The sequence below is a fragment of the Nonomuraea sp. NPDC049421 genome, from assembly GCF_040677005.1.
Lineage (GTDB): Bacteria > Actinomycetota > Actinomycetes > Streptosporangiales > Streptosporangiaceae > Nonomuraea > Nonomuraea salmonea.
This window is the reverse complement of the sequence record NZ_JBFAQA010000013.1, coordinates 212,889-238,416: the sequence shown is the minus strand read 5'-3', so window position 1 is coordinate 238,416 and position 25,528 is coordinate 212,889. Positions and strand designations below refer to the sequence as shown.

28 protein-coding genes and 1 tRNA gene are annotated in these 25,528 nt (G+C 70.1%); 10 read left to right on the top strand and 19 right to left on the bottom strand.

Going from position 1 to position 25,528, the window contains the following annotated elements; all coding sequences use genetic code 11:
• Positions 1-59 precede the first annotated feature (59 nt).
• The 3 genes from nusG to AB0K18_RS23755 form a co-directional block, all read right to left on the bottom strand.
• Positions 60-824 (bottom strand): transcription termination/antitermination protein NusG, encoded by a 765-nt coding sequence (gene nusG, locus AB0K18_RS23765; RefSeq protein WP_355429710.1) that lies wholly within the window; start codon positions 822-824, stop codon positions 60-62.
• Between the two features lie 68 nt (positions 825-892).
• Positions 893-1,138 carry a preprotein translocase subunit SecE gene (gene secE / locus AB0K18_RS23760; protein ID WP_187415017.1) on the bottom strand — a complete coding sequence of 82 codons (246 nt, stop codon included), beginning with the start codon at positions 1,136-1,138 and terminating at the stop codon, positions 893-895.
• Between the two features lie 77 nt (positions 1,139-1,215).
• Positions 1,216-1,288 (bottom strand) — tRNA-Trp (locus AB0K18_RS23755).
• A 168-nt stretch (positions 1,289-1,456) separates the two neighbouring features.
• Here AB0K18_RS23755 and AB0K18_RS23750 point away from each other — a divergent pair.
• Positions 1,457-2,665: a pyridoxal phosphate-dependent aminotransferase gene (locus AB0K18_RS23750; protein ID WP_364917701.1), complete on the top strand. Its 1,209-nt coding sequence runs from the start codon at positions 1,457-1,459 to the stop codon at positions 2,663-2,665.
• 12 nt (positions 2,666-2,677) lie between these two features.
• Here AB0K18_RS23750 and AB0K18_RS23745 read toward each other — a convergent pair whose 3' ends face one another.
• Positions 2,678-3,205 carry a hypothetical protein gene (locus AB0K18_RS23745; protein ID WP_364917699.1) on the bottom strand — a complete coding sequence of 176 codons (528 nt, stop codon included), beginning with the start codon at positions 3,203-3,205 and terminating at the stop codon, positions 2,678-2,680.
• 40 nt (positions 3,206-3,245) lie between these two features.
• The gene (locus AB0K18_RS23740) at positions 3,246-3,809 is read right to left on the bottom strand and encodes a hypothetical protein (RefSeq protein WP_364917696.1); all 564 of its coding nucleotides are present in this window, start codon (positions 3,807-3,809) and stop codon (positions 3,246-3,248) included.
• 72 nt (positions 3,810-3,881) lie between these two features.
• On the opposite strand from AB0K18_RS23740, the gene AB0K18_RS23735 reads away from it, so the two are divergent.
• Positions 3,882-4,904 carry an adenosine deaminase gene (locus tag AB0K18_RS23735; RefSeq protein ID WP_364917693.1) on the top strand — a complete coding sequence of 341 codons (1,023 nt, stop codon included), beginning with the start codon at positions 3,882-3,884 and terminating at the stop codon, positions 4,902-4,904.
• Here AB0K18_RS23735 and AB0K18_RS23730 read toward each other — a convergent pair.
• Entirely contained in the window at positions 4,893-5,792 is a 900-nt protein-coding gene (locus tag AB0K18_RS23730; protein WP_364917691.1) for a hypothetical protein, read from the bottom strand. The genes AB0K18_RS23735 and AB0K18_RS23730 overlap by 12 nt on opposite strands.
• Positions 5,779-6,318, bottom strand: a complete 540-nt coding sequence (locus tag AB0K18_RS23725) for an RNA polymerase sigma factor (RefSeq protein WP_364917689.1) — start codon at positions 6,316-6,318, stop codon at positions 5,779-5,781. Before AB0K18_RS23725 ends, AB0K18_RS23730 begins: the two co-directional genes overlap by 14 nt.
• A gap of 124 nt (positions 6,319-6,442) precedes the next feature.
• Here AB0K18_RS23725 and AB0K18_RS23720 point away from each other — a divergent pair, with 124 nt between their 5' ends.
• Positions 6,443-7,186, top strand: coding sequence for a methyltransferase domain-containing protein (locus AB0K18_RS23720; RefSeq protein WP_364917687.1), 744 nt, complete (start codon positions 6,443-6,445; stop codon positions 7,184-7,186).
• Between the two features lie 65 nt (positions 7,187-7,251).
• Here AB0K18_RS23720 and AB0K18_RS23715 read toward each other — a convergent pair whose 3' ends face one another.
• From AB0K18_RS23715 to AB0K18_RS23695, 5 genes are all read right to left on the bottom strand, one after another.
• Complete coding sequence (locus AB0K18_RS23715; RefSeq protein WP_364917684.1) at positions 7,252-8,136, bottom strand: carbohydrate ABC transporter permease; 885 nt, start codon at positions 8,134-8,136, stop codon at positions 7,252-7,254.
• Positions 8,136-9,020 (bottom strand): sugar ABC transporter permease, encoded by an 885-nt coding sequence (locus AB0K18_RS23710; RefSeq protein ID WP_364917681.1) that lies wholly within the window; start codon positions 9,018-9,020, stop codon positions 8,136-8,138. The genes AB0K18_RS23715 and AB0K18_RS23710 overlap by 1 nt, the downstream gene beginning before the upstream one ends.
• A 60-nt stretch (positions 9,021-9,080) precedes the next feature.
• A complete protein-coding gene (locus tag AB0K18_RS23705) occupies positions 9,081-10,355 on the bottom strand; it encodes an extracellular solute-binding protein (RefSeq protein WP_364917678.1) in 1,275 nt (424 codons plus the stop codon).
• 204 nt (positions 10,356-10,559) lie between these two features.
• Entirely contained in the window at positions 10,560-12,431 is a 1,872-nt protein-coding gene (locus AB0K18_RS23700) for an acyl-CoA dehydrogenase family protein (RefSeq protein WP_364917675.1), read from the bottom strand.
• A gap of 68 nt (positions 12,432-12,499) precedes the next feature.
• Positions 12,500-13,726: an amino acid permease gene (locus tag AB0K18_RS23695; RefSeq protein WP_364917672.1), complete on the bottom strand. Its 1,227-nt coding sequence runs from the start codon at positions 13,724-13,726 to the stop codon at positions 12,500-12,502.
• 80 nt (positions 13,727-13,806) lie between these two features.
• Here AB0K18_RS23695 and AB0K18_RS23690 point away from each other — a divergent pair, with 80 nt between their 5' ends.
• The 6 genes from AB0K18_RS23690 to AB0K18_RS23665 are packed head-to-tail and all read left to right on the top strand — an operon-like array spanning position 13,807 to position 17,067.
• Positions 13,807-14,268 carry an Lrp/AsnC family transcriptional regulator gene (locus tag AB0K18_RS23690; RefSeq protein WP_345395563.1) on the top strand — a complete coding sequence of 154 codons (462 nt, stop codon included), beginning with the start codon at positions 13,807-13,809 and terminating at the stop codon, positions 14,266-14,268.
• 56 nt (positions 14,269-14,324) lie between these two features.
• Positions 14,325-14,726, top strand: coding sequence for a YbaB/EbfC family nucleoid-associated protein (locus AB0K18_RS23685; protein ID WP_364554688.1), 402 nt, complete (start codon positions 14,325-14,327; stop codon positions 14,724-14,726).
• Positions 14,726-15,109 (top strand): YbaB/EbfC family nucleoid-associated protein, encoded by a 384-nt coding sequence (locus AB0K18_RS23680; RefSeq protein WP_364917669.1) that lies wholly within the window; start codon positions 14,726-14,728, stop codon positions 15,107-15,109. Before AB0K18_RS23685 ends, AB0K18_RS23680 begins: the two co-directional genes overlap by 1 nt.
• A gap of 36 nt (positions 15,110-15,145) precedes the next feature.
• Positions 15,146-15,451 (top strand): hypothetical protein, encoded by a 306-nt coding sequence (locus AB0K18_RS23675; RefSeq protein ID WP_364917667.1) that lies wholly within the window; start codon positions 15,146-15,148, stop codon positions 15,449-15,451.
• Entirely contained in the window at positions 15,442-16,386 is a 945-nt protein-coding gene (locus AB0K18_RS23670; protein WP_364917665.1) for a hypothetical protein, read from the top strand. The genes AB0K18_RS23675 and AB0K18_RS23670 overlap by 10 nt, the downstream gene beginning before the upstream one ends.
• Before the next feature lie 6 nt (positions 16,387-16,392).
• The gene (locus AB0K18_RS23665) at positions 16,393-17,067 is read left to right on the top strand and encodes a hypothetical protein (RefSeq protein ID WP_364917663.1); all 675 of its coding nucleotides are present in this window, start codon (positions 16,393-16,395) and stop codon (positions 17,065-17,067) included.
• Between the two features lie 69 nt (positions 17,068-17,136).
• Here AB0K18_RS23665 and AB0K18_RS23660 read toward each other — a convergent pair whose 3' ends face one another.
• Positions 17,137-18,294 carry an MFS transporter gene (locus tag AB0K18_RS23660; RefSeq protein ID WP_364917661.1) on the bottom strand — a complete coding sequence of 386 codons (1,158 nt, stop codon included), beginning with the start codon at positions 18,292-18,294 and terminating at the stop codon, positions 17,137-17,139.
• Positions 18,295-18,352: 58 nt separating this feature from the next.
• Between AB0K18_RS23660 and AB0K18_RS23655 the strand changes: the two genes are divergently transcribed.
• Positions 18,353-18,718: a MerR family transcriptional regulator gene (locus AB0K18_RS23655; RefSeq protein ID WP_364917659.1), complete on the top strand. Its 366-nt coding sequence runs from the start codon at positions 18,353-18,355 to the stop codon at positions 18,716-18,718.
• A gap of 387 nt (positions 18,719-19,105) precedes the next feature.
• Here the strand turns inward: AB0K18_RS23655 and AB0K18_RS23650 are convergent, their stop codons facing one another.
• From AB0K18_RS23650 to AB0K18_RS23625, 6 genes are all read right to left on the bottom strand, one after another.
• Positions 19,106-20,251, bottom strand: coding sequence for an acetyl-CoA C-acetyltransferase (locus tag AB0K18_RS23650; protein ID WP_364917656.1), 1,146 nt, complete (start codon positions 20,249-20,251; stop codon positions 19,106-19,108).
• A 57-nt stretch (positions 20,252-20,308) separates the two neighbouring features.
• Positions 20,309-20,974: a hypothetical protein gene (locus AB0K18_RS23645; protein WP_364917654.1), complete on the bottom strand. Its 666-nt coding sequence runs from the start codon at positions 20,972-20,974 to the stop codon at positions 20,309-20,311.
• Positions 20,975-20,997: 23 nt separating this feature from the next.
• Positions 20,998-21,765 (bottom strand): class F sortase, encoded by a 768-nt coding sequence (locus AB0K18_RS23640; RefSeq protein ID WP_364917651.1) that lies wholly within the window; start codon positions 21,763-21,765, stop codon positions 20,998-21,000.
• 6 nt (positions 21,766-21,771) lie between these two features.
• Positions 21,772-23,085, bottom strand: a complete 1,314-nt coding sequence (locus AB0K18_RS23635) for a hypothetical protein (RefSeq protein WP_364917648.1) — start codon at positions 23,083-23,085, stop codon at positions 21,772-21,774.
• A gap of 142 nt (positions 23,086-23,227) precedes the next feature.
• Complete coding sequence (locus AB0K18_RS23630) at positions 23,228-24,004, bottom strand: class F sortase (RefSeq protein WP_364917646.1); 777 nt, start codon at positions 24,002-24,004, stop codon at positions 23,228-23,230.
• A 3-nt stretch (positions 24,005-24,007) separates the two neighbouring features.
• A complete protein-coding gene (locus AB0K18_RS23625; RefSeq protein ID WP_364917644.1) occupies positions 24,008-25,342 on the bottom strand; it encodes a hypothetical protein in 1,335 nt (444 codons plus the stop codon).
• Positions 25,343-25,528 lie beyond the last annotated feature (186 nt).

The following is a 25,528-nucleotide window of genomic DNA, read 5'->3' as shown; positions in this document are numbered from 1 at the left end:
GTCGGCGGCCGCCCTTCGCGAGAGGCGGCCGACCGAACGTCTAAGTGTATGTGATCGTCTCAGATCTTCGAGACCTGGTTGAACGAGAGCTCCACCGGAGTCTCGCGGCCGAAGATCGACACGAGCACCTTGAGCTTCTGCGACTCGGGGCTGATCTCGCTCACCGAGGCGGGCAGCGTGGCGAACGGGCCGTCCATGACGGTGACGGACTCGCCGATCTCGAACTCGACCGTGGGACCCGCGGCGGCCTTGGTGGTGGCCTTCTTGGTCTCTTCGGTGGGCTCGGGCGCCAGCAGCTTGGCGACCTCGTCGAGGCTGAGCGGGCTCGGCTTGTTGGACAGGCCGACGAAGCCGGTGACGCCCGGGGTGTTGCGCACGGCGGCCCAGGACTCGTCGGTCAGCTCCATGCGCACCAGGACGTAGCCGGGCAGCACGCGCTCCTTGACCGGGACCTTCTTGCCGCTCTTGAACTCCTGGACGGTGTGCGTGGGCACCTCGACCTGGTAGATGTAGTCCTCCATGTTGAGCGACACGTTGCGGCTCTCGATGTTGGACTTCACCCGGTTCTCGTAACCGGCGTAGGAGTGGATGACGTACCACTCGCCGGGCAGGCCGCGCAGCGAGTCCTTGAACTCCTCGACGGGGTCGACGTCGGGAAGAACCGAACCGTCCTCGACGGCGGCGGCCTCTTCTTCGCCCGCCTCGTCGCTCTCCTCGACCTCGGCCTCCTCGGAAGCCGCCGCAGCGGACTCCTCGGTGGCCTCTTCCAGCTCGTCGCCCCACTCGTCGCGGGACTCGTCCGCCGGAACTGAAGACTCGGACACGGTGACTCTTCCTCTTTCGTGGTATCGATTGGCGACTCCGTCAGGCGATCACCCCTCGAAGCCTTCGGTCAGGATCCGCCGAAGACGCGGAGGACCGCCCATCCCAGGGCACTGTCGAGCCCGTACACGATCGCGACCATGATCAGAACGAATATCAGAACGACCGTGGTATAGGTGATGAGATCCTTGCGTGTCGGCCAGATGACCTTACGAAGCTCGTTGACGACCTGCCGATAGAAGAGGGCAGGAGAAGTGCGTGTCTTCTTCTCGCCACTAGGCTTGTCTGCGGTCTCGCCGCGCGTGTCGATCGCCACAGTCCTCACCTGATCAGTCGTATCCAACGCAGTTTTGCGGCGCGCTTACACGCCAATTATTGCGCGGACCGCACTCGCAGGGCACGAGGGACTCGAACCCCCAACCGCCGGTTTTGGAGACCGGTGCGCTACCAATTGCGCCAGTGCCCTATGTCGTAGACCAGACTACCCTGATCGACTCACTGCCTGGACCGAACCGCTCGCCGACATGCGGCGGAAGGACCAGGCGAAAGCATACGGGTCATTGCCCGTCACGTCGAACCAAAACCTGATCGCCCAGGTCACGCCCGCGTGGGCACCGCGTGGGAGCATGGACGCATGTCCACGCGACCCCGCATCTCCGCGAGAATTTCCGCGATTTCCGAGTCCGCCACGCTCGCCGTAGACGCCAAGGCGAAGGCGATGAAGGCGGCCGGGCGTCCCGTCATCGGTTTCGGCGCGGGCGAGCCCGACTTCCCGACGCCCGACTACATCGTCGAGGCCGCCGTGCGGGCGGCCCGCGAGCCGCGCTTCCACAAGTACACGCCGGCCGGCGGCCTGCCCGAGCTGAAGAAGGCGATCGCCGAGAAGACCCGCCGCGACTCCGGCCACGCCGTCGAGCCGGCGCAGGTTTTGGTGACCAACGGCGGCAAGCAGGCGGTGTACGAGGCGTTCGCGACGCTGCTCGACCCGGGTGACGAGGTGCTGGTCGTCGCTCCTTACTGGACGACCTACCCCGAGGCGATCAAGCTGGCGGGCGGCGTGCAGGTCGACGTCGTGACCGACGAGTCGACCGGTTACCTCGCGAGCGTGGAGCAGCTGGAGGCGGCGCGCACCGAGCGGACGAAGGTGCTGCTGTTCGTCTCGCCGTCCAACCCGACGGGCGCGGTCTACTCGCGCGAGCAGACGGTGGCGATCGGGCGCTGGGCGGCCGAGCACGGGCTGTGGGTGGTCACGGACGAGATCTACGAGCACCTCGTGTACGGCGACGCCGAGTTCACCAGCATCGCCACGGCCGTCCCCGAGCTGGGCGACCGGGTCGTGATCCTCAACGGCGTGGCCAAGACGTACGCGATGACCGGCTGGCGGGTCGGCTGGCTGATCGGGCCGTCCGACGTCGTGAAGGCGGCCACCAACCTGCAGTCCCACGCGACCTCGAACGTCTCCAACGTGGCGCAGATGGCGGCGCTCGCGGCGGTTTCCGGTGATCTGTCGGCGGTGGCGGAGATGCGGGCGGCCTTCGACCGGCGGCGGCAGACGATGGTCAGGATGCTCAACGAGATCCCGGGCGTGTTGTGCCCGGAACCTAAGGGTGCGTTCTACGCATATCCCTCGGTCAAGGAGCTGATCGGCAAGGAGCTGCGCGGGCGGCGGCCGCAGTCGTCGAGCGAGCTGGCCGAGCTGATCCTGGAGGAGGCCGAGGTGGCGGTGGTGCCGGGTGAGGCGTTCGGCACGCCGGGCTACTTCCGGCTGTCGTACGCGCTCGGCGACTCCGACCTCGTCGAGGGCGTCAGCCGGCTGGCCAAGCTGCTGTCCGAGGCCCGCTGAACCGCACGCGGGTCAGCCGGCCGTGATGTCGGCGGCGATCGGCTTGATCTCGCTGCTGAGGCCGGGCGTGGCGCCGATGTAGACGGCGGTGCCCGGCCTGTCCAGCCACATGAAGCAGCGCACGCCCGTACGCGTGGTCCAGCGCAGCGCGGGCTTGCCGCCGTACAGGGTGAGCGTGGCCTTGCCGACGAGCGTGACGAACTGCTCGGCCGTACGCGGGCCGCAGACCACGCCGACGTAGAGGCGCTCGTCATTGTCGTTCCAGATGCGGCCGCGCACTTTCAGCGGGCGGCGCAGCGACTCCAGGCGGTTGAACGAGCCCGCCGGGCTGAGCCCGGACAGCGCGGACGGCAGCCGCACGCCGGGGCCGTCGCAGGAGAGCACGGTGCCGTCCGCGTGGGTGACGAGCGGCTCGGGCGCGGGCGAGGTGGCGGACGGGGAGGCCGGCAGGGAGGCGGGCGGGGTGGCCACCGGGTGCGTCGTGCCACCGCCGCACGCCGTGAGCGCGAACATGAGGAGCACCGCCGCCGGCCGCCGCATCGACCCCCCTTGACGTGAGTGGTTACCGGGGAAAAGGCTCCTAGTCTCCTACAGGAGCCCTGACGGAGGCGGCAAGAGCGAGGAGCTCACCGCCGAGCGAGTCGCTGACCCGGATCGACATCCCCGTGCCGGGGCGTTCGAGCCAGGCGATCAGCCGCCCGCCCGCCGGGTGCCTGCCGGCCACGGCGGGCCTGCCGCGCACGGTGGTGGCGCGGGCGTCGCGCACCTTGATCCGGCTCAGGAGGCGGGCCAAGTCCGCTGCCACCGTACCGCGTGTCACCTGGGCTTCGACGAATCCGCCCGCCGCGGACGCGAACCTCGCGCCGGTGCCGTCGCCGCCGGTGCGTACGAGGCCGCCCGGCAGGTACGTGAGCCAGAACCCGTCTGCGACGACCGCGACCGTCTCCGCCGGCCTCGGCACCGCGGCCGAGCCCGCGGCGGGCGGCTGCACCGGCACCACCGGCACCGGGGCGGGCAGGGGTTCGGGGGCGCGGATCGCGGCGCGCGGGAGGCGGCCGAAGCCCGAGGAGAAGATCGCGTAGATGATCAGGGCGGTCGCCGTGAAGGACACCGCGGCCGCCCCGGCCTTCGATCGAGTGCCCAACCACGCCCCCCATCGGACCCCTGACCGGGCCTCTTTCCTCCCCCACACCCGCACCGGTGGCAAGATATGTCAATGCCACGGCCTCTGCACGCGCTTCCCAAGGCCCATCTTCACCTGCATTTCACCGGTTCGATGCGTCATGCCACGCTGATCGAGCTGGCCAGGGAGCAAGGGCTGCATCTGCCCGACGCGCTGGAGCAGGACTGGCCGCCCAAGCTGCGGGCCACCGACGAGCGGGGCTGGTTCAGGTTCCAGCGGCTCTACGACATCGCCAGGTCCGTGCTGACCAAGCCCGAGTACGTCTACCGCCTGCTGCGCGAGACCGCCGAGGACGAGGTGGCGGCCGGGTCGCGGTGGCTGGAGATCCAGGTGGACCCGTCGGGTTACGCGCAGCGCTTCGGCGGCCTGACGGCCACGCTGGAGCTGATGCTGGACGCGGTGGAGCAGGCGTCGGCGCACGCCGGCATCGGCATGGCGGTGGTCGTGGCGGCCAACCGCACCCGCCACCCGCTCGACGCCAACACGCTGGCCCGCCTGGCCACCCAATACACGGACAAGAACGTCGTCGGCTTCGGCCTGTCCAACGACGAGCGGCGCGGGCAGGCGCGGGAGTTCGAGCGGGCGTTCCGCATCGCCAAGCGGGGCGGGCTGCTGTCGGTGCCGCACGGCGGCGAGCTGATGGGGCCGCGCAGCGTCGCGCAGTGCGTGGACGACCTGGGCGCCGACCGAGTGGGCCACGGCGTGCGCGCGGCCGAGGACGACTGGCTGATGCAGCGGCTGGCCGACCGGCAGATCTGCTGCGAGATCTGCCCCACCTCGAACGTGGGCCTGGGGGTCGTCGAGCAACCGGCCGACGTGCCGCTGCGCCGGTTGTTCGACGCGGGGGTGCCGATCGCGCTGGGCGCGGACGACCCGCTGCTGTTCGGCACGCGGCTGCTGCGGCAGTACGAGCTGGCCAGGGAGGTCTACGGGTTCTCCGACGCGGAGGTGGCCGAGCTGGCCCGCCAGTCCATACGGTCCTCATCCGCCCCCGAGTCCGTGCGCAAGGAGCTGCTCAAGGGCGTGGACGACTGGCTGGCCGGCTCACCCGAGTGATTCGGCGACCCTGACCGCCTCCTCCTTGCTCTTCAGCCCTTCGAGTCTGAGGTTGAGCGTGCCGTGCTGCCAGATCAGGGTGGGCCCGGCCTGGCGCAGGGGCACCTCGGTGCCGTCCTGGCGCCTGATGTAGCCGAGCGGGTGGTCGCCCCTGATCCACCACGCCGTACGGCCGCCGACCTCGGTGAAGTCGGGGTAGGGCGGGCCGAGCTTCTTGAACAGGTACGGGTCCAGGGTGCCGTCGAACTGGTCGAGCCTGATGCCGTCCGGCCAGAACATCGACACGACCCGCCCGCCGTCGGAGACCGTCGTGCGCTGCGGAGGGCCGAGCGCGGCCGGGGTCCTGGCCATGCGCGGCACCTCGGTGGGCGCCACCGAGCGCTCGCCTGGCAAAGGTGCCGTCGTGGTGACGGGCGGCGGCGTGGTGTCGCCGACGCGCAGCTCGATCCCGGCGAACCTGAGGATCCGTACCACCGCGGCCCGGCCCTGCGGGGTGGCCGCGACGAGCGCGGCGACGGCGACGACCACGGCGGTCACGACCTTCCACCGCGCCACCCGCCCGCGCCGCCGCTGCGGCACATGCGGCTGGCCGGGCCTTTCCCGCGCCTCCCGAGTGCCGCCCGGCTCGGAGGCGTCGGAGGGCGTCTCCGGTACGGACGCCTCCGGTACGGACGCCTCCGGTACGGACGCCTCCGGCGCAGGTGTCTCCGGCGCGGGTGTGGACGTGAGGCGGGTGCGGACGGCGGCGGCGACGTCGGCCGGAGGCGGGGCAGGGGTGTCGAGGAGGTCGCCGAGCGCGCGCAGTTCCGCCTCGATCGCCTCGTACTCCTCGTACTCCTCGTACTCCTCGTACTCCTCGTACTCCTCGTCGGGCTCACGCGAGCTCATCGCCCACCTCCTCCCTCAGCCGGGCCAGCCCCCGGTGGGTACTGGACTTGACGGTGCCGACGGGCCAGTCGAGCACCTGCGCGGTCTCGGCCTCGCTCAGCTGTAAGAAGTACCGGCAGACGACGGCCTGGCGTTCCCGTTCGGGCAGGGCGCGGACGGCGGCGAGCAGCCGGGAGCGGCGGTCGGTGGCGACGGCGGCGCCCTCGGGGTCGTCGGGCGCGCGGGTGGAGGCGGTGGCGGACAGCCTGAGCGCCAGATCGGTCCTGCGGCCGCGCGAGCGGGTCAGGTTGTGGGTCTCGTTGGCGACGATGCGCAGCAGCCAGGGCCTGAACGGCGCGTCGCGGCGGAACGAGGCGAGGTGGCGGAACGCCTTGACGAACGCCTCCTGCACGACGTCCTCCGCCTCGTCGCCGGCGCCGAGCATGGCGGCGGTGCGATGAGCGAGCGTGCTGTAGCGGGCGACCAGCACCTCATAGGCGGCCAGGTCTCCCTTGAGCGAACGGGCGATCGCCTCGTCGTCGTCCATGCCGACTCGGATTCCACCGCATCATCAGCCTTCTGGGAAGGGACTTTCGCTGATCGTGTCATCCTGGTGACCGGCGTGGGCATTAGACTCTGGCAATCCATGTGCCCCTCGAAGGAACGGGATTATGTCTTCTGGGTATGACCGTGTAGTGCAACCGGCGGCCGGTGACGAGGCCCTGGAGAACCACCTGGGTGGGGACGAGGCCAAGAACTACCGGCAGTACGAGTTCGACATGGTCGCCCCGCACGTCGGGCGTTCGATGCTGGAGATCGGCTCGGGCCTGGGGCACTTCGCCGAGCAGTTCCTGCCGCGCCTCGACCGGCTCGTGGTCAGCGACTTCGACCCCTACTGCGTCGAGCAGCTGGAGAAGCGGTTCGTCGACCGCGACGACATCAGCGTCCTGCAGTTCGGCCTGCCGACCGACATCCCGCTTGAGGACAAGGTCGACACGGTCGTCATGATGAACGTCCTGGAGCACATCGAGGAGGACGCGGAGGCGCTGCGCTCGCTGGCGCGCGTCACGCTGCCCGGCGGCCGCATCATCATCTGGGTGCCCGGCTACCCGCAGCTCTACGGCGACTTCGACCGCAAGGTCGGTCACGTGCAGCGCTACACCCCGAAGACGCTCGGCGCCACGGTCGCGAAGGCGGGGCTCGACGTCGAGGTGCTCAAGCCGATCAACTTCCTGGGCGGCATCGCCTGGTGGGCGGCGGTGCGGCGGGGCGGCGTCGGCTATCCCGACCCGCGGCTGGTGAAGATCTACGACCGCACGGTGGTGCCGCTGACGCGGCTGATCGAGCGGTTCGTCCGGCCGCCGTTCGGCCAGACGGTGTTCTGCGTCGCGCGGGTGCCCGTACCGAAGAGCTGAGAAACCGAAGAGCTGAGAAACGCGTCAGGCCGCCCCCTGGGGTGCCCTGGGGCGGCCTGACGGGCCTACTTGATGGAACCGGCGGTCAGGCCGCCGACCACCTTCCGCTCGATCAGGGCGAACAGGATGATCACCGGGATGGTGGCGATCACCGAGCCGGCGAACAGGTTCTGCCAGTCCACCTGGTACTGCCCGATGAACGAGTTGAGCGCCACGGGAAGCGGCTGGTTCTCGGGGGTCGTGGTCAGGGTGAGCGCGACCACGAACTCGTTCCACGCGGCGATGAACGTGAAGATCAGTGCGGTGATGACGCCGGGCATGGCCAGCGGCAGCGTGATCCTGAACAGCGCGCCGAAGCGGCCGTTGCCGTCGATGAAGGCGGCCTCCTCCAGCTCGCGCGGGATCGAGGAGAAGTACGCGTTCAGGATCCACACCGCGAAGGCGAGGTTGAACCCGCCGTTGACGAGGATCAGCGCCCAGATCGAGTCCACCAGCCCGAACTGGAAGAACTCGCGGTAGATGCCGACCACCATGGCGGTGGGCTGGAACATCTGGGTGATCAGCACGAGGATCAGGAACGCGGTGCGGCCGCGGAAGCGGTGGCGGGCCGAGTAGTACGCGGCGGGCAGCGCGACCAGCAGCACGAGCAGCGTCGAGCCGGCCGCCACCTTGATCGTCACCCACAGGTTGCCGGCCAGGCCGCTGCCCCAGAAGTCGGCGAGGTTGCTCCACACCCATTCCTCGGGCCAGAACGTCACGTCGCGCAGCGACTCCTGCGAGCGCAGCGAGGTCAGCAGCATGACCACGTACGGGAACAGGAAGAGGAAGGCGATGACGTACGCGCTGGCGGCGATGAGGACGGTCTTGAGCCGCGGCATGGCGTTCGCGCCGCGGCCGGTGCGGGCCTGGGGACGCTGCTCGACCGGCGCGGGCATGGTCTTGACGGCCATCACGCCACCTCCTTGTTCCACCGCGACACCTTCAGGAAGATCACGGTGAGCACGATGACCATGCCGAAGTTGACCACGGACATGGCGGCGGACTCGCCGATGTCGGAGCCCTTGAGGATGTACATGAAGATCGTCGAGGTGGCCGTGGAGTAGCCGGGCTGCCCGTGGGTCATGGCCCAGATGATCGGGAAGCTGTTGAAGACGTTCATGACGTTGATCAGCGCGGCCACGGTGAGCGCGGGGCGCAGCAGCGGCAGCGTGATCGACCAGTACGTCCGCAGCCGTCCGGCTCCGTCCATCTTGGCGGCCTCGTACACGTCGGCCGGGATGGTGGCGAGTCCGGCGAGCAGCGCGTACGTCGTGAACGGCACCGACACGAACACCGCGACGAAGATCAGCCACGGCATGGCGGTGGAGGCGTCACCGAGCTGGTCGGCCGCGGCCCCGCCCATCGCGTCGATCAATCCGAGTTTCAGCCGGATCTGGTTGATGACGCCGACCTCGGGGTCGAGCATCCACTTGAAGATGATCGCGGTCATCAGCACCGAGGCGGCCCACGGCGCGATGAGCGCCCAGCGGGCGACCTTGCGCAGCGGGAAGCGCTGGTTGAACAGCTGGGCCAGGGCGAGCGAGACCAGCACGGTGAGCGCGACGACCGCGACCACCCAGATCACGCTGCGGAGCATGATGTCCGCGAAGTCCTTCTCGGCGAAGAGCTTGTCGTAGTTCGCGAACCCGTTGCCGCCGCGCACCACGCCCAGGCGGCTGATCTCGAGGAACGACGACCTGATCATCTCGATCACGGGCCAGAGCACGACCACGGCGATCAGCACGATGGCGGGCCCGACCCAGGCGAGGGGTTCGAGGGCGCGCAACCTTCTCATCAGACACCTTTCCAGGACGGTACGGCCGGCGAGCGCCGGCCGTACCCTGGTCCTGCTGGATCAGCCGGCCGCCGCTTCAGCGGTCTTCTGCAGCTCGCCGAGGACCTTGGCGGGGTCGTCCTTGACGGCGCCGCCGATGGTCTGCTTGATGGCGGGGTTCACCTCGGCCCACTTGGGGTCCTGGAAGGGGTAGAAGCTGGCGTTGGGCAGCCCGTCGAGGAACGGCTTGAGCTTCTCGTCGCCGGACAGCTTCTGGATGCCGCCGTTGGTGACGGGCAGCAGCTTGTAGGTGTCGGAGATCTTCTGGGCGGCGTTGCCGGTGTAGAAGAAGTCGAAGAACTTCTTGATCTCGGCGGCGTGGCCGTTCTTGTTGAACGCCATGATCCAGTCCATGACGCCGAGCGTGGTGTCGAGCGGGCCGGTCTTGCCGGGGATGGGCGCGACGCCGTAGTTCTTCAGCCCGGCCGCGTCGAAGATCGGGATGGACATGGGGCCGCCGTTGACCATGCCGACCTTGCCGGCGCCGAAGTCCTCCCAGACCGTCTTGCGGTCCTTGGTGCCGGGGTTGGGGGTGGTCAGGCCGGCGTCGACCAGGCCCTTGAGGTAGGTGAAGGTCTCGACGTTCTGCGGGGAGTTGATCGCCCACTTGCCGGAGGCGTCCTTGTAGCTGCCGCCGTTGCCGAGCATCCACAGGAACGACTCGGCCTGGGCCTCCTCCTGGCCGAGCGGCAGGCCGAACGGCTGCGTCACGCCGGCCGCCTTGAGCTTCTCGGCCGCGGCCTTGAGCTCGTCCCAGGTCTTCGGCGGCTCGGCGATGTCCGCCTTCTCGAACAGGTCCTTGTTGTAGAACAGGGCGCGGGCCGAGGAGACGAACGGGATGCCGTACGCGGTGCCGTCGACCTTGCCGAAGTCGGCGAACTTCTGCAGCATGTCGCCGGAGACGTTCGGCGACAGGACCTCGTCCACCTTGTAGAGCAGGCCGTCCTTGACGAAGCCCGAGTAGTCGCCGGTCTGCAGGATGTCGGGCACCTGACCGTTCTGGACCATGGTGGCGACCTGCTTGTCGATGTCGTTCCAGTTGATGACCTGGACGTCGACCTTGATGTTCGGGTTGGCCGCCTGGAACTCGTCCACGACGCCCTTCCAGAAGTTCTCACCCGAGTTCGGCTTGCCGGGGCCGTCGCCGTAGTCGGCGGCGACCATCTTCAGCGTGACCTGGCCGTCGCTCGCCTGGGTGTCGCCGCCTCCGCCGCCTGCGTCACCGCCGCCGCAACTGGACAGGACCAGCATCGTGGCAAGGCCGAGAGCGGCGCCGCCCACAAGCTTGATGTTCACTGGAGATACCGCCTTCTCGTCGGACGGGTCGAGCTGGTCCGTACCAGTTCGGCCGACCCAGCCCAGGGGGATGTGACACGCGAGTTCCGGCTTGCCCGCGTTTGCGTCAGCGTAAGCCCGAGTTAAGCGGCCGGTCTATACCGGTCCGTCTCGTTTTTGCAACACCTCACGAAAGACGCGATCACAACCGGTCTAGACCGGATGTCAGAGGATCTTCCTCCGTACGCTCTCCCCGCCCTCCGGCGCGCCGATCCACGGACCCTCGATCGACGGGTCGAGGATGCCCTCCTCCAGGAACGTGTAGCGGCCGTCGAGCACGTATCCGGCCAGGCGGACGTCCTGGGTGTCGCTGTTGTCCCAGAGCCTGGCGAACAGCGCGTCCACCCGGCGCCTGGCCTGGTGGCAGAAGGTGTCGGCCAGCTCGTACGGCCGCCGCCCCAGGTCGCGCGAGTCCTCCTCGGCCTTGAGGCAGGCGGCGGTCATGGCGTACAGCTCGGCGCCGATGTCGACGATCCGGCCCAGGAACGACTGCTTGTGCTCCAGGCCGCCCTGCCAGCGGGACATGCCGTAGAAGGTGGACCTGGCCAGTTTCCTGCTGGTCCGCTCCACGAAACGCAGGTGGCCGGCGAGTGGGCCGAACGCGGCGTACGAGGTGGGCAGGTTGCCCGTCCCCGCGACCAGCGTGGGCAGCCAGGTGGCGTAGAAGCGGCCGGCCCTGCGCAGCGCCTGGGCGCGTTCCTGGCGGCTCGCGTCCGGGTTGACCAGCTCGCCCGCGGCGGTCAGGTGGGCGTCCACGGCCTCGCGGGTGATGGCCAGGCGCATGATCTCCGACGAGCCCTCGAAGATGCGGTTGATGCGGGAGTCGCGCAGCATCTGCTCGGCGGGCACGCCGCGCTCGCCCCGCGCGGCCAGCGACGCGGCCGTCTCGTAGCCGCGCCCGCCGCGCATCTGGACCAGCTCGTCGAGCACCTGGTACGACAGCTCCGAGGCGTACAGCTTGGCCAGCGCCGCCTCGATCCTGATGTCGTTGCGCCGGTCGTCGGCCAGGCGGCCGGTCAGCTCGCAGACGGCCTCCAGCGCGTACGCGGTGGCCGCGATGAAGGCGACCTTGGTGGCGACGGCCTCGTGCCGCCCGACCTCGCGGCCCCACTGGACGCGCGCGGTCCCCCACTCCCGGGCGATCTTCACGGCCCACTTGGCGTTGCCCGCGCAGGTGGCCGGCAGGGACAGGCGGCCGGTGTTCAGCGTGGTGAGCGCGATCTTGAGCCCTTCGCCCTCCTTGCCGACGCGGTTCCTGGCGGGCACTCTGACCTGGGAGAAGACGGTGACGCCGTTCTCGATGCCGCGCAGGCCCATGAACTCGTTGCGCCGCTTGACCGTGATGCCCGGCGTGTCGGCCTCGACGACGAACGCGCTGATCTTCTTGCCGGTCCTGGCCATGACCACCAGCAGGTCGGCGATGACGCCGTTGGTCGTCCACAGCTTGACGCCGTCGAGCACGTACTCGTCGCCGTCGCGGACGGCGGTGGTGGCCAGGCGGGCCGGGTCGGAGCCGACGTCGGGCTCGGTCAGCAGGAACGCGGAGATCTCGCCGGCCGCGCACCTCGGCAGGAACTCGCGCTTCTGCTCCTCGGTGCCGAACAGCTTGAGCGGCTGCGGCACGCCGATCGACTGGTGCGCCGACAGCAGCGTGGCCAGCGCGGGACAGTAGGAGCCGACGAGCATGAGGGCACGGCAGTAGTACAGGTACGGCAGGCCGAGCCCGCCGTACTCCTCCTTGATCGTCATGCCGAAGGCGCCGAGCCGCGCGAGGCCCTTGACCACGTCGTCGGGCACCTGCGCGGTGCGCTCGATGAGCACCGGGTCGACGTGCGCGTGGAGGAAGCGGCGCAGCGCCCTGACGAAGTCCTCGCCCCGCTTGGCCGCCTCGTCGGGCGGCGTCGGGGCCGGGTGCACCAGGTCCAGCCGGTAGTCGCCGAGGAAGAGCTGCCTGGCGAAGCTGGGGTGCGTCCACTCCTTCTCGCGTGCCTGCTCGCCGACCTCCCGGGACTCCCTGTACTCAGCGTGCTCGGTCATGGCACCTCCGGACGTCGCGCCGTCTTGTGCTCATGGGTACTGCCCGCCGAGACGGCGCCCTGTCGCCGTTATAGCCCGATTTTCAGGGAACGGCGAGCATTCAGCCGCCGTACGGCGAGCGCGAGCACCGCCAGCACGGCGGGCACCAGCAGGTACGCGCCACAGAAGGCCAGCCCGGCCAGCGACATCCCCGTGCCCACCACGGCCGTGGTCCTGAGCCGGCCGCGCGGCAGCATGCGCACCGCCGCCGCCACTCCCGCCGCCGTGACCGCCGCCAGGCACGCCGAGGTCGCGCGCATGAGCAGGTCGAGATCCACCGCCCAGACCAGCACGGGCACGCTCAGCGCGAGCACCAGCCCGAGGCTCCGGTACGGCGTCTCGCCCGGCGCCCCTCCCCTGGCGAACCAGACCGGCAGCGCCCCGTCCGCCGCCAGCGCCGCGCCCAGCCTGGCCGCCCCCGCGATGTAGGTGTTGACCGCCCCGAACGACAGCAGCACCGCCAGCACGCCGGTGACCGGCCTGGACGACGGGCCGAGTCCGCTCTCCAGCATGGCGGTCAGCGGCACGCCCGGCATGTCGGCGCCGAGCACGGCGACCGAGGTGACGGAGACGCCCGCGTACAGCAGGCCGATCACCACGAGCGTCACGACCGTGGCCCTGACCAGCACCCGCCCGCCGCCCGCGAACTCGGCCGACAGGTGGCTCGCGGCCTCCCAGCCGACGAACGCGAACATCAGCACTCCGGCCGCGCCCGCCACGCCGGCGGCGCCGTACGGGGCGAAGGGGGTGAAGTTGGCCGCGTCGGCGTGCGGTGCGGCGCTCACCACGGCGGCGACCAGCACCGCGACGAGCAGGACGACCATGCAGAGCTGCAGCCCGCCCGAGGTGCGCAGGCCGGCGGCGTTGGCGGCGAACGCGGCGGCCAGGATCAGGCAGGCGGCGAGGGTCGCGTCCACGCCCAGGCAGGCTTCGACGTACTGACCGCCGACCAGGGCGCCCGCGACGGTGCCGATCGGCACGGCGCCGTAGAACCACCAGCCGGCCACGGCCGAGGCGGACCGGCCGAATGCCAGCCCGACCACCGCGGCCACCCCGCCGCCTCCGGGGTAGCGGGCGCCGAGCGCGGCGAACGTCAGCGCGACGGGCACGCTCAGCGCGAGCATGCCCGCCCAGGCCAGCACGGAGGCGGGCCCCGCCGCCGCCGCGGCGAGGTGCGGCAGCACCAGCATGCCGGGTCCCAGCACCGCGCCCACGAGCAGCGCCGTTCCTTGTACGGCTCCCATTCGTCCACTCATATGCCGGAAGGTAGTTCAGGCATTCGGCCATGAGCACGCCCCTCCGAACGTTCGGCCGGAATGGCTGGCAGTGTGGAGTCATGGACGAACTTGATTCGGCGATCGTACGGCTGCTCCAAACGGATGCGCGGCAGTCGAACCGCGAACTGGCCAGGCAGCTCGGCATCGCCCCCTCCACCTGCCTCGAACGCGTCCGCTCACTGACCCGCCGCGGCGTGATCCGCGGCTACCACGCCGACATCGACCCCGCCGCGCTCAACCGCGGCGTGCAGGCCATGGTCTCGGTCCAGGTGCGGCCGCTCAGCCGGGCGGTGATCAACGCCTTCCAGACCTCGGCGGCCGAGATGCCGGAGGTGCTGAGCGTGTTCGTGCTGGCGGGAGGCGACGACTTCCTGCTGCACGTGGCGGTGCAGGACCTCGACCACCTGCACGCGTTCCTGCTCGACCGGCTCAGCAAGCGCAAGGAGATCGTCGGCTTCCGTACGTCGGTGGTGTTCCAGCAGGTGCAGAAGGTGGTGCCCGAACCACTGCCCGCGCCGTGAACGCGGCGGAGTAGGATCCTGAACTCTTTCCAATCACCGGTGAAGGGGGTCTCCGGGTGTCATTGCCGTCTCCTGACCAGGACAGGCTCTATTTCGACCAGATCATGCGGCAGACGGAGGACGCGATAAGCCACCTGCGCACCGCGAAACAGCTCATCGGACAGGTCGCGGGCACCGGCGTGGCCGCCGACGGGTTCATCAAGGTGACGGCCGGCGCGGGGGGCACGCTGAGCGGCATCGACCTCAACCCGCGCCTGCTCCGCCTGCCGTCCGCGGTCATCGCCCGCGAGCTGACCAAGGCGGTCCAGGCCGCGCAGGACGACGCCGCACGGCGTTCGCAGGAGATCGTGGACGAGGTCGCCCCCTACGTCGAGGCCCTGCCAGAGCCGCTGGACGAGACCTTCGTCCGGCGGCGCGTGGACGCGGTGATGCGCGACCTGCTCGCGGGAGACCGGTGATGTCCGGCTACCGCATCGACCCCGGGAACATCCGGCCGGAGGACGTCGAGCGCGCCACCGAGCAGGCGTTCCAGGCCGAGGCCGCGCTCGCCGACGTGGACCGGCTGCTGGCGGAGGTGGCCGGCACCGGTCAGGCGAAGGGCGTCGGCGCCGTCGTGGACGCGGAAGGCCGGGTGAGGGAGATCACGCTGGGGCCGCAGGCGCTGCGCGAGGGGCTCGACGGGCTGCGCGAGGCGGTACTCGCCGCCGTGGGGGCCGCACAGGACCATGCCCGGGTGCAGGCTGACGAGCTGCTGCGCGAGCACCTCCAGCAGGCCGTGCCCGAAATCTCCATCGACATGGGCGAGCTGCGGCGGCAAATCGGGGGCCTGCTCGAAAAGTAATCACACAAGCCACATATGGCGATTAAAGTCCCCATCATGCAATACGGCGTAGATATCGCCAAGGAGGCGTACACAGAGCAGGCCAGGCGCCTGCAGACACATGGGGACGACTACGCGGCGGCGATCGAACGGCTGCGCGAGCGTGGGGGCAGATGGGGAGACGACGGTCTCTTCGCCGAGATCGAGATGGCGTGGATCGAGTGCCGCCAGACCATGCTCGACGCCGTGCCCGGCATCGGCGGCCACATCGGCGGGGTGAGCGCGGGCATGCGCCTCGTCCCGCAGAACGTCACGGAAGGTGAGCAGGCCAGCGCGATGCAGGATCCGGCGGCATGGCGATAACGCTCCCACCGCAACTCGACGCGACGTTGGAACTGGCCGGTCTCTGGTTCCCCAACGTCAACGAGGACGAGATCCACGCCGACGCGAACGCGGCCCGCATCGTGCAGGCGTACACCGCCCAGGAGGGCGCCGACGCGGACGCCACCGTACGCGGGGCCGCCGCGCTCCACAAGGGCGACTCCTCCGTCGCGCTGCAGAGCGCGTGGAACGCCAGCGACAACGCCAACGGGCACCTCGCGCAGGCCACGGCCGCGACGCGGATCGCGCCCGCGGCACTCGACGGCCTGGGGTACGTCGTGACCGGCACCAAGGTCGCGGTCGGCACGGTGGCGGCCGTCGGCACCGTACGGCTGCTCTACTCCCTGCTGGCCGGCGGGCCCGCGGCCGGGCTCACCACGACCGCGACCCTGCTCGCGATCAGGCGGGCAGGCACCAAGGTCCTCCGCGAGGCCGCCGAGGGCACCGGCCGCCACATGGCACCGGCGCTGACCAGGCGGGCCACCGCTCCGCTGCGCGACATCCTGACCCGCCTCCGCGCACCGGGCCCGCCCGGCAGCCCGGCGCTGGCGGGCGCGGGCCGGCTGCCCGGCGGCCGGGTGCCCGTCGATCCCAAGAGCTTCGACCGCAACCCGGGCATCCTGCAGATCCGCAGGAAGAAGAAGAGCGATGGAGGGGGCGGCGGCTGGAGCCGGAACTCTCCGGCCAGCTTCGACAACAACGCGCAGCGCATGCACGGCAGGTTGCCGTCGAGCAACGACGTGGGCAAGATGTCGCCGGAGCAGGCTGCCCAGGCGGCGAAACAGGTCAAGGACAGCATCCTGACACGGAAGATGAACGAGGCCAGGCTCGGCAAGGACGCCGGGCACCAGGCGCGGCTGAGGGACGAGCAGAAACTCCTGGAAGAGCTCGAACGCAAGGCCAACGAGGGGAAGTAGCTCGAGATGCACACACAGACGGGCGACGACCTGATGGCGCGCATCCTCGCCCGGCCAGCCGACGACGAGGTCAGGGGGCGGCTGACCAACGACCTGCTCAACGAGCTGTTCGACGGCTACCCGGTCGACAACCTGCGCGCCCTGCTGCACAGCGGTGACGACGACGCCGTGCAGACCGGGTCCTGGCTGCTGTCGGAGCTGGGCGAGCGGGCCGCGTCCCTGCTCGACGAAGCGCCTGCGCTGCTCGCCCATCCGCGGCGTCAGGTGCGCTTCTTCGCCGTCGAGTTCGTGCTGCTCGCCGCGGAGGAGCCGGAGGACGCGGCCGTCCTCGCCCAGGCCATCACCCTGAGCCGCGACCCCGACACCGCCATCCGGTGGAAGGTGCTGCACTTCCTGGCGATGGCCCCGACCGAGCAGCTCATGCTCGGGCTGTCCAAGCTCGCCGACCCCGAGCTGGGGCGGCACACGGCGGCGCTGGTCGCCGCCGACACCGGGGAGCCGGACCCGGGCGAGGTGGTGGCCGGGCTGGACAGCGACGACCCGATGGCCCGGCTGTTCGCCGCGGCGACCGCCACGCGCATGGCCGAGGAGGACCCGGCGCTGCTGCGCCACGCCGCCAGGACACGCGACGAGGAGGTCAGCTCGTTCGCCCAGTGGCAACTCCGCCGCTTCGAGAACTAGCCACCCCCGCCCTGCCGGGCAGGGCGGACCCCCAACCAGGCGGGCAGGGGCGGACCCCGAACCAGGTGTTCACGCGGGCGCGGGTGCGGGTTGGCGGGGGATGGCGGCGTAGCTGATGGCGAGGGCGGCGAGGCTCAGGGCGGCGGCGGCCAGGCCGAGCCAGCGCAGGCCGTCCACCGCCACGAGCCCGCCGCCCAGCGCCGAGCCGGCGGCGATGCCGATGTTGAAGGCGCACACGTTCACCGACACCGCCAGCGTGGGCGCCCGGCCGGCGTGCCGGAGCACCAGGCTCTGCAGCGCGGGCGTGGTGGCCGAGGTCAGCACGCCCAGCACCAGCACCGCCACGACGGCGGGCCCCGCCCACGGCACCGCGAAGGGGAAGACGGCCAGCATCACGGCCAGGCCGGCGAACATGCCGCGCACGGTGACGGCCGGCGAGCGGTCCGCCAGCCGCCCGGCCGCCAGCCCGCCGGCCAGGCCACCGGCGCCGTGGAGGAGCAGCAGCGCCGAGATCGCGGTGGGGCCCAAGCCGGTGATGCCGGTCAAGGCCGGCACCAGGTAGGTGAAAACGGTCGAGGTGGCGGCCAGCCCGACCGCCGTGGTGGCGATCACGATCAGCACGCGCCGGCCCAGCACGGTGGCGATCTCGTCCCGTACGCGGGTGGCCGGCGCCTCCTGCCGGGGCAGGACGGCGGCCAGCGCCCCGGCGGCGGCGAGGGCCAGGATCACCAGCACCGCGAACGGCGTCCGCCAGCCCGCGTCCTCCCCCAGCAGCACGCCGAGCGGCACCCCGAGCAGCGTGGCCACGGAGAACCCGGACCCGACGGCGGCGATGGCCGTACCGACGCGATGCGGCGCGACCACCTGGGTCGCCGCCATCAGCGCCAGGGTCAGGAAGGCCGCGTGGCTGAGCGAGGCGACCACCCGTCCGGCGATGAGCACCTCGTACGACCCCGCCACCGCGCAGACGGTGTTCCCCGCCGCGAACGACACCAGCAACCCCACCGCCAGCGCCTTGCGCGGCAACCGCACGGTCGCGATCGTCACCAGCGGCCCGCCGACCACGACGCCCAGCGCGTACGCCGTCACCGCCTGCCCGGCGGTGGACACCGAGACGTCCAGGTCGGCGGCCACCTGCGGCAGCAGCCCGGCGATCAGATATTCCGACGTGCCGACCACGAACACGCTCACCATGAGCACGGCCGGCACCAACAGGCTCCTCTTCATGCGGGCACGCTAAAGTCTCACATGTATGTGAGAGTCAAGGCGTGGTGAGGGAGGTCACATGCGGATCGGCGAGCTGGTCAAGCGCACCGGCGTGCACGAGCGGCTGCTGCGCTACTACGAGGAGCAGGGCCTGCTGCGGCCCGAGCGCTCGGCGAGCGGCTACCGCGAGTACACCGAGACCCACGTCGACACCGTCCGCCGCATCCGCAGCCTGCTGGCCGCCGGGCTGGGCACGTCCGCGATCGCCGCCGTGCTGCCCTGCCTGGAGACCGACGGCGAGCGTCTGGCGCCCACCTGCCCCGACGTGCTCGGTCAGTTGCGGGGGGAGCGCGACAGGATCGACCGCGCGATGGAGGCGCTGCGCGAGTCGCGCGAGGCCCTCGACCTCGTCATCTCCGCCGGGCTACGCAAGTCGGCGGTCTGACCGGATGGCAGGTGCCGGATAAATCGGTTGCACGCGCTTCCAGCACCCCCGTAGCCTCATGGACATGCGCCTTTACCTGTAATTCGCGATAGAGCGACCTGTCCCACCGTCCACCCAGTGACGCGGCAGTCATGTTCGCCCGCCGGCTCCACGCATCGTCGAGCCGCGTTGCCGAATTACGTAAAGGAGTCTCTTATGCGTGCTCGTGCCAACAGAAACCACCGCCCGCACCTGCCCGTGGTGCGGCCGATGCCCAAGATGCCGCAGCGGCCGATCATGCCGCCGCGCCGCCTCCCGCCCAAGGGGCGATGAAGACAACTACCGGGATGGTAGTCAGGCGGGCGCCGCCTCCCTCGTTACGCCCGGAGGCGGCGCTCGCGCCCTTTTCTAGAGCCGTTCGATGATGGTGACGTTGGCCTGGCCGCCGCCCTCGCACATCGTCTGCAGGCCGTAACGGCCGCCGGTGCGCTCGAGCTCGTGCAGCAGCTTGGTCATCAGGATCGCGCCCGTGCCGCCCAGCGGGTGGCCGAGCGCGATGGCGCCGCCGTTCGGGTTGACCCGGTCGGGGTCGGCGTCGAGCTCCTTCATCCAGGCCAGCGGCACCGGGGCGAACGCCTCGTTGATCTCCACCACGTCGATGTCGCCCATCGACATGCCGGCCTTCTTCAGCGCCCGCTGCGTGGCGGGGATCGGCGCGGTCAGCATGTAGACCGGGTCGTCGCCCATGAGCGCGAGCTGGTGGATGCGGGCCCTCGGAGTCAGGCCGTGGTCGCGTACGGCCTGCTCTGAGGCGATGAGCACGGCGCCGGAGCCGTCGGAGATCTGCGAGGACGTGGCCGCGGTGATCTGGCCGCCCTCCTTCAGCGTCTTCAGCGCGGCCATCTTCTCCAGCGTCGTGTCGGGCCTCGGGCCCTCGTCGTCCTCGACGCCGTTGACCGGCTCGATCTGGTCCTTGAAGTAGCCGTTGGCGATGGCCTTGGCCGCCCGCTGGTGCGACTCGAACGCGTACTGCTCCAGCACCTCGCGGCTGAAGCCCCACTTCTCGCACATCAGCTCGGCGCCGCGGAACTGCGAGATCTCCTGCTTGCCGTAACGCTCGACCCACTTGTCGCCGAACGGGAACGGCATGCCCGCATCGAGCGCCGCCTTGATCGAGGAGCCCATGGGGACGATGCTCATCGACTCGACGCCGGCCGCCACCACGAGGTCCTGTGTGCCGGACAGCACGCCCTGCGCGGCGAAGTGGATGGACTGCTGCGAGGAGCCGCACTGCCGGTCGATGGTGACGCCGGCGGTGGTCTCGGGCAGCCCCGCCGACAACCAGGCATTTCGCGCGATGTCCATGCTCTGGGGGCCGAACTGCATGACGCACCCCATGATGACGTCCTCGACCGCCTCGGGGTCGACGCCGGTGCGGTCGATCAGCGCCTTGAGGGTGTGCGCGGCCAGGTCAGTGGGGTGGACGGTGGACAGGCCACCCTTCTTCTTGCCGACCGGGGTGCGGACCGCCCCGACGATGTACGCCTCTGCCACAGTGCCTCCTGGGAACCGAGCATTATTCGGTTACTAGGGGCAGCGTACAACAGAACGTCATTCGGCCGCAGGTCGCTCCGGCGCCACGAGGTCCTCCGCCGCGTCGATCCTGAACCGCCACCGGTCGACCGCGATGCCGTTGAGCGCCTCGGACAGCTCAAGCGCCAGCGCGCCCAGCTTGACCGGCTCGGCGCCGCGCAGCTCGATCGCCGTCAGCTCGGTGGCGAACGGCAGCAGCTCCTGCACGGCCGGAGGTCGGCCCGCCTGGGGCACCAGCACGGCCCTGATGTCGCCCGCCGTGAACGCCGGGCCCTCCTCCTCGGGCGCGAGCAGGGGCGCCAGCTCCTCGGGCGACGGGCGTACCGGGAGGATCACCGCGGGGCCGCCCTCGTCGTCGTCGGCCGGATCGCTCACCACGCCCCGGCACACCGCGAGCCCGCCCAGCCGGAACGCCAGGCCCTCGGCGAGGAAACGGTCGAAGAAGTCGAGCGGCAGCGGCCCCTCAGCGGCCACCCGGACCGCCCACACCTTCTCCAGCACCCCGCCGGTCAGCTCGGGCTCCGCCTCGACCGGCGCGAACACCCGCACGTCGGCCGCCACGACGTCGTCACCGTCGAGCCGCGCCCCCGGATCTGCCAGCTGGACCAGCCGCAGCAGCTCCGCCTGAGCCGGTTTCGCGGGAACGGCCGCCGTCGGGCCAGTTCGCAGTCTCCGCTTCGCCATCCAGCCCATGCCCGCCTCCGCGCTCAGCTTCGATAGGAGCCAGTCATCGTCGCATAGACGATGAGGTTGTCGGTGTAGTGCCCGGTCGTGCGATCGTAGGTGCCACTGCAGGTGATCAGGTGGAGCTGGGCGTCGTCCCGAGCGCCGTAGACGCGCTGGGTCGGGAACGTCTTCTTGCTCGCCTGCTCCACCCCACCGACCGTGAACACCGCAGTCGTCTTGTCCTGGCGCTTGACCTCGATCGTATCGCCGTTCTTGATCTCCTTGAGCCGGGCGAACACCGCCGGGCCCGTACGCGTGTCCACGTGCCCCAGCAGCACCGCGGGGCCCGCCTCGCCCGGTGTGGACATGTTGCGGTACCAGCCCGCCAGGTTCCTGTTGTTCGGCGGCGGGACCTCGATCGTGCCGTCCCTGCGCAGGCCCACCGACTTGATCGGCGCCTTCACCCCGAGCCGCTTGATGATGATCTGCACCGGCGTCGAGGGCAGCATCGGCGGCGCCGCCTTGATCTGCGGCAGCGGGGGCGGGACGTTCGCCGGGGCCTGGAAGTACGCCTGCTCGGGCTGGCCGGTGTTCTTCGGCTGCGCCTGCAGGCCCAGGCTGTCGCGGCTGCTGCTCTGCAGGCCGTACTCGGCCGGGGAGCGCAGCACGATCAGCAGGCCCGCCACGACCGTCGCCACTCCGGCGACGGCCGCCACGATCAGCACTGTCCGCAGCGCCGTGCTCCCCTTGTGCTCGGGCGGGGGCACCGGAGCCTGGGGGGCGCCGCCGTACGGGTAATAGCCGGACACCGCGGATCAGCTCCTGATCGAACGCCGGCGCATGACCAGCCCGCCCACGGCGGCCGCCGCCACCAGCGCCGTGCCCGTCAGAATGAACAACCTGCCGTCAGGCCCCGCCATGCCACCCGCACCGGTGTCCGCCCCTGCCTTGGGGGTCTGGGACTTCTTGGTGGGGGTGCTGGACGAACGCGTGGTGCTCGGCGTGACCGTCACCGTCGCGGTGTGCGTCGTGGTCGGACGGGGGGTCGTCGTCGTGGGGCTGGGGCTCGTCGTGCCGTTGCCGACGGTGAACTTGAACTGCTTGAGCCCCGTCGTCGGGGCGGTGCACTTGAGCGCCGGGGCGGTGGCCGAGGTGCCGAACGCGAGGTCGCCGGCCGTCAGCGTGACCTCGCCCGTGGTGGTGGGCTTGATCTTGACCGTCACGCTGGGAAGGGTCGTGAGAGGGCTGCCCGCGGTGGGGGCCGTGATCGCGGCCTCACCGGTCGCCGTCGCCGGCACGCCCGCGCCGCTCCCCTTGATCGTCGCGAACATCTTCGCGCCGGTCGTGGGGAAGCCCGTCGGCAGCTTCAGCTGATCACCGGTCGTCTGGATGGTGCCGGCCCAGGTGACGGAGGCGTCCGCGTTGGCGGTGGCGGAGGTGGGCGGCGTCAGAACGACCTTGATCTCGGGCTTGATGGCCTCATAGCTGGTGTCGGTCGAAGTGCTGGGCACATCACAGCTGTACTCGACGACGTCAGTGTCCGTGCCACCGCCACCGCCCGCCTGGACGGCGATGGAGAGGCTGGTCGTCGGCGTCGCGGACTTGTAGGTGCACTCGGTGGTGTTCTCCTGACCGCTGATCGTTGCGGTGAGTGTCAGGCCCTTGGTGGTCCCCGCCGTCCCCGGGGACACCGTGATGGGCCCACCTGAGGCCGGGGCCGTCACCGTGGCGGTCATCTGCGACGGGGTGTAGGTGTTACCAACCGGGGCTGAGCCGGACTGCGTCTTCTCCAGCGCAGCAGGCGAGCCGCCGCCACCGATGGTCAGATTGCCTTTGACCGTGACTGGAGTGCTCGCGGTCAGCGCCGGGCTGGCGGTGAAGGCGGTGAAAGTCCACTTGATCGTGGCTTGCTGGCTCGGCGCTACGGTCTCTGGCGCCGAGATCGTGACTTTCTTGTTTTGACCTGCGAAAACGCCACCCGTGCAGTCATAGAGGACATCCATCGTCTTGTCCACTGCGGCCTGTGCGGGGGATGACAGCGCGAAAACCGAGCAGACGAAGAGCGCGAGCGTGCCCGCGAGTCCCAATGCGGACGTCTTCTGGGCGAGGCGGCGCCCCACCTGGGACATAAGCACGGGTCCTTCTCCGTTTCACAGCGGTGTCAACAGTCGTGCCAGAATTCCAGCCGATGGTCACGGTCAGGTTGAGATCCTACGAACTGTCTCTGTCAACTTCCCGTAAACCGGCAAATCCACCCCAACTTTCCCACACTCAGCCCTTCTTCTTGGACAGCGTCGCGTACACGACGATGTTGTCCGTGTAGTGGTGGGTCGTCTTGTTGTAGACGCCACCGCAGGTGATGAGCCTGAGCTGGGCGTTGCTGGTGTTGCCGTACACGCGCTTGGTCGGGAACGCGTTCTTGCTGGCCTGTTCGATCCCGCTGACCGTGAAGCGGGTGACCTTCCCGTCCGACCGGTAGACGTAGATGTGGTCGCCCTTGGCCAGTTCCCGGAGGCGGTCGAAGACGGCGGGGCCGCTGCGGGTGGTGACGTGGCCGTTGATGATCGCGGGGCCCGTCTCGCCGGGGACCGGTGAGTGCTTGTACCAGCCGGTCCTGTTGGGCTTGCTGAGCGGCGGCGTGCCGAGGACGCCCTTCTTGCTGACCGTGACCGCGCCGATGAGGGCGTTCACCTTGATCTTGGGGATCTTGATGCGGGTCGGCCGCGCCTTTGCCGTCTTGACCTTGGGCTTCGGGATCGCCGGCACGACCGGCGCGGCCGCCAGCGGGGGCGGCGCGTCCAGGCGGGCCGGGGTCAGGGGCACGTTCTTGCCGCCGGGGCCGACGGTCGGCGGGAGGACGAACGCGCCCGCGTTCGCCATCTCCACCGTCGTCGGCTCCGCCTGCGCCACCGGGCGCGGCTCGGAGCCGTCGTCCACGGGCGGCGCCAGCGACAGCAGGCTCACCATCACCAGGCCGACACCGCCGAGCGAGCCGGCGATGAGCAGGCCGGGCAGGGCCCGCTGCATCGGGGTCTTCTGCTCGGTCATCGCTTACGCACCTCCCGCGTGCGCGGCCCGCCGCCGTCGCATCAGCAACCCGCCGCCCGCACTTCCCATCGCCACGACCATTCCGGTGGCCATCAGCCCGTACGGCGGCCGGTCCTCGTCCGGCGCCACACCGGTCTCGACGCCGCCGCTGGGAGTCGTGGCGACCTGGGCCCGGTAGTACTTGGTGGCGGTCGGTCCTGTGGGCTTGGGGCTGGTCGTGGTGCTGCTCGACGCCTGGGGCAGCACGATCACGTTCTCGCCCCCGATGGTCCCGACGTTGTTGTCACCGGGACCAGGGTCGTCGGGGTTGTTCGGGTCGCCGGGGTTGTCGCCAGGGTCCTCGCCACCGGGGTCCTCCCCCGGGTCGGTCGGGTCATCGGTGGGATCGTCGGTCGGGTCATCCGTGGGGTCCTCGGTGGGGCCGGAGATGTCGACGTCGATGGCACCGGGGTCGCCCTGGAGCACGCATTCGGCCTGCTGGTGCTGCGGCGGCTCGGGGATGTCGCCGGTGAACACCTGGAAGGCGTCCAGGTAGGCGGGCTTGTTCTCGGTGTTGGTGACGATGACGGTGTGCGGTCCGTAGTCGAGCTGCGGCGAGGTCCAGAGCACCTGCTGCGTCTCGGTGCCGGTCATGGGATTGCCCGCGCGGTCCTGGCCGGGGTAGATGAGCTGCTCGGTGGCGGGCTTGCCGTCGATGAGCACCTTGACCGGGCCGAGGTCCTGCTCGCGGCGACCGATGTAGGCGACCTTGGTTCCGACGAAGTCCAGCCTCGCGGTGGCACCCCAGCCGCTGGTCTTCTCGATGTCGTTCTTGTAGTCGTCGTAGCGATTGCCGGTGTACTCCGTGTTCCACGGGCCGTTGTACTTGACCTCAGGAACCGAGTTGTTGACCATCACCTCGCCCTCGGCGGGCGTGAAACGCACCATCAGTTTGCCGGGCTTGAAGCGGATGGTTCCCGTGCGGGTGATCGAGGCGCTGTCGGAGAGTCCTTCGGGCAGGTCGAGGTAGTCGCCGGGCACCAGCTCGCCCTGCGGCTGCCCGCCCCTCGGCCGGAGCTGGCCGGTCCAGGCGCCGCTGATGTCCACGGTGCCCTCAAGGTCGAGCGACGACCCCTCGGGGAAGAAGCCGGGCGAGCCGAAGCGCTGCACGCTCGTGTGCTTCATGTCCCAGCGCACGTTCATGGTGCCCGACTCGACCTGCGGCGTCATACGAGCTTCGAGATCGACGCCGGCGCCGGCGATGCCGCCCGTACAGCGGTACTTCATCACCAGCGAGGACGCGGCCTGGCCGGGAATCGACGACGTCGCGACGAATGCGGCCGTTGCCGCTAAGCTCACCGATCCGGCGATCAATACCTTGCGCCACCGACTCACGGAGACTCCGATCACCCACAAATAGACCGAGGGTAGATCTTAAGGTGGGAAACACCCGTAACACATACGGATTCCCGCTTCTCCCGGCACTTGTGATGAACCCGTGTCCAGCTCCTCCACCAGCCCCGTGAAACCGGGTATACGTGGCGG